The 6,289-nt window shown below is 43.7% G+C and carries 7 protein-coding genes and 3 pseudogenes; 6 read left to right on the top strand and 4 right to left on the bottom strand.

Translation table 11 applies throughout. From position 1 onward, the window contains the following. The 4 genes and pseudogenes from OS173_RS13130 to OS173_RS13145 all read left to right on the top strand — a co-directional run. Positions 1-109 (top strand): annotated as a pseudogene (locus OS173_RS13130) (IS30 family transposase); the annotation flags it as partial. A gap of 43 nt (positions 110-152) precedes the next feature. Further along, complete coding sequence (locus OS173_RS13135) at positions 153-470, top strand: helix-turn-helix domain-containing protein (RefSeq protein WP_267184746.1); 318 nt, start codon at positions 153-155, stop codon at positions 468-470. Between the two features lie 128 nt (positions 471-598). Then, positions 599-820: a TA system antitoxin ParD family protein gene (locus OS173_RS13140; RefSeq protein WP_267184747.1), complete on the top strand. Its 222-nt coding sequence runs from the start codon at positions 599-601 to the stop codon at positions 818-820. 45 nt (positions 821-865) lie between these two features. Next, positions 866-1,102: pseudogene (locus OS173_RS13145) on the top strand (type II toxin-antitoxin system RelE/ParE family toxin); the annotation flags it as partial. Positions 1,103-1,182: 80 nt separating this feature from the next. On the opposite strand, the pseudogene OS173_RS13150 reads toward OS173_RS13145, so the two are convergent. The 4 genes and pseudogenes from OS173_RS13150 to OS173_RS13165 all read right to left on the bottom strand — a co-directional run bounded on the left by OS173_RS13150 (position 1,183) and on the right by OS173_RS13165 (position 3,473). Beyond that, positions 1,183-1,692, bottom strand: a pseudogene (locus OS173_RS13150) (demethoxyubiquinone hydroxylase family protein). A gap of 776 nt (positions 1,693-2,468) precedes the next feature. Continuing rightward, positions 2,469-2,870 carry a GFA family protein gene (locus OS173_RS13155; RefSeq protein ID WP_267184748.1) on the bottom strand — a complete coding sequence of 134 codons (402 nt, stop codon included), beginning with the start codon at positions 2,868-2,870 and terminating at the stop codon, positions 2,469-2,471. Between the two features lie 92 nt (positions 2,871-2,962). Next, entirely contained in the window at positions 2,963-3,274 is a 312-nt protein-coding gene (locus OS173_RS13160; RefSeq protein ID WP_267184749.1) for a hypothetical protein, read from the bottom strand. Further along, a complete protein-coding gene (locus OS173_RS13165; RefSeq protein ID WP_267184750.1) occupies positions 3,261-3,473 on the bottom strand; it encodes an addiction module protein in 213 nt (70 codons plus the stop codon). Before OS173_RS13165 ends, OS173_RS13160 begins: the two co-directional genes overlap by 14 nt. Positions 3,474-3,743: 270 nt before the next feature. Between OS173_RS13165 and OS173_RS13170 the strand changes: the two genes are divergently transcribed. Both OS173_RS13170 and OS173_RS13175 read left to right on the top strand, forming a co-directional pair. After that, positions 3,744-5,414, top strand: a complete 1,671-nt coding sequence (locus OS173_RS13170; RefSeq protein ID WP_267184751.1) for an aminotransferase class V-fold PLP-dependent enzyme — start codon at positions 3,744-3,746, stop codon at positions 5,412-5,414. After that, entirely contained in the window at positions 5,414-6,031 is a 618-nt protein-coding gene (locus OS173_RS13175; RefSeq protein WP_267184752.1) for an alpha-ketoglutarate-dependent dioxygenase AlkB family protein, read from the top strand. Before OS173_RS13170 ends, OS173_RS13175 begins: the two co-directional genes overlap by 1 nt. Positions 6,032-6,289 lie beyond the last annotated feature (258 nt).

Consider the following 6,289-nt stretch of genomic DNA (forward strand, 5'->3'; position numbering starts at 1 on the left):
AATAGAACACGTAATGGATTGCCTGAATAACAGACCACGGAAAACAAGAGGCGGGAAATCTCCGAATGAATTATTTATGGGGCAGCAAGTCGATTTACTTGCTGCATGATTAAATTGCACTTATTACTTGAATTCAAGTATGAGGTATGACGATGAAAACAGCTAAAAAGAAAAAACTTGAAGCCAAGGGCTGGAAAGTAGGCTCAGCCGCAGATTTTTTGGCGCTTAGCCCGGAAGAAGCGGCGTACATTGACTTGAAGCTTTCTTTGTCCAAGCGCTTGAAGGAAATGCGAACCCAGAAAAAAATGAGTCAGACAGCTTTGGCAAAAGAAATTCACTCCAGCCAATCACGTGTTGCGAAGATGGAAGCGGGCGATGCTTCGGTGAGCCTGGATCTGTTAGTTAAATCACTTTTGGCGGTTGGCGCATCAAATCGTGACTTAGCAAAAGCAATTTCTTCAGGCGCTTAATGGTAAGGATTTATGATGGACTGAGCCCATCCTACTTGGCTGTTTAACATCCACGCATTTTAATGCAACATCTTGCCACATATGACGCACTCTGCTACATTTGATAACTTTTAAAAATATCCATCATTATGTCCAGCAATAGTATTCGCTTAGATCAGGAACTGATTGAACAAGCCGCCATCATGGGTAAAGCGCTTAATCGCACCAAACCCAAGCAAATTGAGCATTGGGCAAAAATCGGCAAAATCATGGAAGACAATCCTGATTTACACTATGAATTTGTCAAACAAGCCATCATCGCCCAGGCCGAACGTGAGGCCGGCAAACTTGAAGCGTATGACTTTGACTAAAGCCACGCAAGTCTTTCAAACCCCGACATTTAAAAAGCGGTCAAAAAACTCAAACCCAATCAGAAAAAAGACCTTGATGTAGCCGTTAAGGAACTGATAGCTAACCCCAACATCGAAGAACAAAAGAAAGGTGATTTGGCTTTCTTGCGTGTTTATAAGTTCAAAATTAACAAACAATTAACACTTTTAGGCTACAGTTTTAACGAGGACACACTTGTGCTTGAACTTCTGGCCTTAGCTTCACATGAAAACTTCTATCGGGATATTAAGCGAAAGACATAACGCTTCTATAGCAGATGCGAGATATGCGCACCCAGTCAAAGTTAAACGGTGATAGACTTGTTACATACTGAGATTAGAACTTAAAGCTTAGTACTTAGCCATATTGCCAGTTCCGTTGATTTGCGAACAATCCAAAATATTGGTTTATATATGAGTGAGTCCGTTCCATGGTTTTGTCCAAATTCCTGATGAGCTTCTTCGTCAGCTTTAATCCTTAAAACAGCATCATGAACTTCGGAATCATTTTTTTCAAGAAAGTCGAGTTGCCAGACGAGGTGGTGTAAGACTGTAGATTAAATTGAGTTTGTACAAACCCAAATTGCATTGCGGCCTAAAAGAGCCGTGATTAAACCAAGCGCTGCACCGCCCAAAGACCAAAACGGTAATGCGTAGCAATGTCTAATATTTCTTTTTTTAAGGATTGTATCGAAGATGCTGAAATGTTCTTTTTCATGTTCAAGCATTTCTTCAAGAGCAGATGTTATGTCTTTGTAAAAAATTTTCGAAACGAAGAGCTGCATTTTATAAATTTGAATCGCACCACACTCGCCCGCATGGTCAACTCGTAAAATTCGCTCAACTTCTTTCATAGTTTAAATTTATGTGGCTCGTTACCGGAGGCGCGAAAGCGTCTCCGGTAACGCTTGCAGCATGCGCGCCCATGGAGTGGAGCCGAAGGCGCAATGTAATGGGCGTCGCCGTGCCTGCACTTGTTAGCCCACCTGCCCACTAATTGGAGCCTCTAGATGATAAATCACAAGGCGGACTGCCAAGACAATCGCAGGCAACATCAAGATTAACGGGATAATGAATGTGATCCAAGGCACGAGGCTTATCGGCCCTATCAATAGACCCACTATTGGTATGGATTTGTGGAGTTTTTTGGATCGCGCCCAACTTACCCCCATTAGAACAAATATGAGCCATGTGATTGGTGAAAGAACAAGCGAAAAGGTGGCTAGAGGTTGCATTAACCAGTTTATCTGACCCCAGTGGAGCCCGAGATAAAGATTCGGCAAAGTGAATACCGCTGCAGCAAAAAATGGCAGTGTGGCAGACAAGAAAACGTTTAAATATCGTCGGACTCTTAGGCTCATTTTCATAGATGGCTAACAATTTATTAAACATGCATTGTAATCATTATTATGGGTTAATTTTAGCTTTTTAAGGCTTTTTAGCGCCTTATAGGCTTAAAAAGCGATTGTTTTCGTGTGGTTTTTGCGTTTTTATCCGGCCTATTCGAGATTAAAATGCATTAATGTCCTATAAGCATCGATGTAGCCGGATAAAAACGCATTTTAGATAATTTGAGGTATCAATGCTAAACAGCAACACAGACTTAATAGACGCGTGAAAGCCGCTCACTTTACTCCGGCAATCGTTTGAATTTCGGTGCTTTATCGAGCTTTATATACCAGCTTGCTTTACTGGCGGTAAAAATATGCGCTGTTGGTTGCAGCGAGATGTCGGTGTCTAAGCAGCCGGCGGGAACGACGAGACCATCAGTGTCCTGGTCGCTGGGCAAGGCTGAGCCACAGGTTTGACAAAAACTTTTTTGGTGGCGGGTGCCCGGCACCGTAAACGAGGTCACGGCTTCTGCACCGCTCAACCAGGTTAATCGGGCAGACTGCGAGAATAAATTAGCCGCATGGGCAGATCCCGTGTCTTTTTGGCAATGCTGGCAATGACACAGGTAGAAACTGTCAAAACGCCCTACCACCTCAAATCTGACTCTGCCACACAGGCATGAACCTTTATAATCAGTCATTCATTTCTCCCTTCTGGTCAGCAATATAAACGAAAATTTATCTAAAGATTGCGATGTGTATAATCACCTTATTTGACTCAACTAACAATTCTTTATGAGCGATTTCCCAGTTGCTGATGAATCCAATCAGGATCTCTTTTGATGGGTAAAATGGCTATGACATAAGCAACAGACTCGACAATTTCGTAATAAACCGCATACGGGAATCGCTTTGAAAGCAGTCGAAATAATCCAAAATCGCGCTGATGAATACCAGCATAAATAGTCAAGGATTCAATATCAGATATAAGACAATCCCAAAAGAACAGACCCACACCCTGTTCTTGCTTATCATAAAAATCACGACCGGCAACTAAATCATCTGCCGCCTCTTCCAGAATCAAGACACGGCTAATTCTTTGCAATATTATAGCCTTTCAGTGTCTCAAGTGAGATAAACTTAGCCTCCCCGCTTTCAAGCTTTGCTTTCCTTTCTTTAAGGATTTCAGTGTGCCAATCTGGCGACTCTATGGCTTCAGATTCTTGACACAAAGAGGACCAAATTGATTCCATCATTTGCAAACGCTCATTAACACTCATACGCCTAAAATCTAAATCTTTCATTGTTCACCTTGTTGGATAATCTGTATTGCTAAGCATACTGAATAATCGCCGTATTTCTAATTTATAATGATGATTTTATCACAGTTTCGCAGTCCGGGCTCTGCCTTTCAAAACGAATGGTAACATTGAAATAGGCCTAACCTATACGACAGCCTGTATTTTAAGTGTTTTACATATCCTTAATCAATGGGCGCATTGGGTCATTGCATTTAAGCATTGGCCTCTCTAAAATGCACGTTCATTGCGCTGTTTCTGAGTTAGACCGTACCCATGAAAAAAATAACCCCTGAATTTTTGCGGAGCGCCATGATTGGTGTCGATGCGCCGTTTTGTACGCCGTTTGGTGAGCGTTTGATGACCTATTGCGATTACACCGCTTCGGGACGTGCCTTGTTGTTTATTGAAAAGTATCTGATGCGTTTGCAACGGAACTATGCCAATACCCACACGGAAGATGATATGACCGGGCGTTCCATGACGCAGTTGTTGGAAGAAGCCGAGCAGCAAATTAAGGACGCGGTGGGTGCCAATAAAGATGATCGGATTATTTGTGTCGGCACCGGCGCCACCGGGGCCATCACCAAATTACAACAAATTTTAGGCACTTATTTACCGCCGGCGACACGCGCACAAATTGAAGCCTCGGCGGATTGTGATCTGGATAAAATCAAAGCCCAGGCACCGGTGGTGTTTTTAGGGCCTTATGAGCATCATTCCAATGAAATTTCCTGGCGTGATGGTTTATGTGAAGTGGTGGAATTAGACCTCGATGATCGCGGTCATGCGGACATCAAACAACTCGAACAACTTCTTCAAAAAGATGCCTATAAAAACCGCTTAAAAATCGGCACCTTTTCAGCCGCCTCAAATGTGACCGGCTTAATTTCGCATACCCGTGACTTGGCGCGTTTAATGCATAAACATGACGGTCTGGCCTTTTTTGATTACGCCGCCAGTGCGCCCTATGTGGATATTGATATGCACCCGGATGATAACCCGGAAGGCTATTACGATGCGGTGTTTATGTCGCCGCATAAATTTTTGGGCGGGCCCGGCTCATCCGGTGTTTTGGTGTTTAATAAAAAGATTTATAACCCAAAACTTAATCCCACAGTTTCCGGTGGTGGTACGGTCAGTTATGTGGCGCGTCATGACCATGATTTTATCGATGACATTGAAGAACGCGAAAAAGCAGGTACCCCGGGTGTGCTGCAAATTATGCGCGCCGCATTATGTTTTGCGGTGAAAGAACAAATAAGTGTGGCGCAAATCCATGACCGTGAACAGAAGTGGCTTAAACAGGCCTTCACCGCCTGGCAAGCGCATCCCCGCATTGAAATACTGGGCGATCAAAACCCTGAAAACCGGGTGGGTATCGTTTCCTTTAATATTAAAACCGCTTCCGGTAAATACCTGCACCCAAAATTCGTCACAGTTCTACTCAATGATTTATTTGGCATTCAATCCCGTGCCGGTTGTTCCTGTGCCGGACCTTATGGCCACCAGTTATTGGGCATCGATGAAAACACCTCAGAACAGTATCGCACCTTAATAGAAAAAGGCTACCACGGCATTAAACCCGGTTGGTGTCGGGTCAGTTTTCACTACGCCATGGATGCAGCGGAGGTGCAGTTTATTATTAACTGTGTTCGGTTTATTGCCGATAACGGCACGGACTTTCTGCCGTGGTATAGGTTTTGTTTAAAACAGGCTACATGGGATCACATTAAAGGTGATGACAATTGTCCAAAACTGTCTTTAAAAGCCGCCTTCGATCGACATGATGAAACCCCACAACCTTTGTCAGCAGGTATTCGCAAGGCCTTGTATGCACAATTTCTGCAAGAAGCTGAGCGTTTAAAAACGGAAGCCAAATCCCTGCCGGTCAGACAACCGCAGAATTTACCGGAAATTGAGCACCTCAATCAATTTATTGTGTGATGAACACCCGCGATCTGTTTGCACAGTGCAACGACCCTGATCAAAACCTGCTGCCGCAGGATGGCGAAGTGTATTATCATGGCGTGGTTTTCGACCAGGCTCAAGCCGACCACTATTTTAATGAATTAATGCATGAAATAGATTGGCAGGCGGACCAGGCGCAATTCGGTGGCAAAATCATTAAAACCGCCCGCAAAGTCGCCTGGCATGGTGAACGTGATTTCCGTTACCGTTATTCCGGTGTGGAAAAAATCGCCCTACCCTGGACTAAGACGTTATTGTCGATAAAAGCAGCCATAGAACAAAAGAGCCAGATCACCTATAACAGCTGTTTATTAAATTTATACCACGATGGATCTGAGGGTATGGCGTGGCATAGTGACGGCGAGAAAGATTTAAAACAAGGCGCGGCCATTGCCTCCGTCAGCTTCGGTGCCGAACGCCGTTTTATGTTCAAACACAAACAGAGCAAAGAAAAAGTGGCGATTTTATTGGCTCAAGGCAGTTTGTTGATTATGCAAGGTGAAACCCAACAACACTGGCAGCACCGTTTACCGCCCACTGTAAAAATCACCGAACCCCGTATTAACCTGACGTTTCGCACAATCCAAACGTAAACCATTCACATCTAAATCGATTTTTAAATAACTTAATCCAATGCGCACCACCGATACTATGAAGTAGCGCACTGATTAACATGCTTATTGAACACACCCCTGCGCCCCTCTCAATAGGGCCTCAATTCGGATAATAAGTGCAATTTCCTGAGGAGGTCGGTTAACTGGTATAGTTACTGATTTTTCTCACCAAAAGGAAAATGCAATATGAGCTATAAACAGTTAACCGAAACAGAACGATATCAGATTTACAGGCTA

Origin of the sequence: Marinicella gelatinilytica, from assembly GCF_026410405.1 — a bacterium.
Taxonomy (GTDB): Bacteria; Pseudomonadota; Gammaproteobacteria; order Xanthomonadales; family Marinicellaceae; genus Marinicella; species Marinicella gelatinilytica.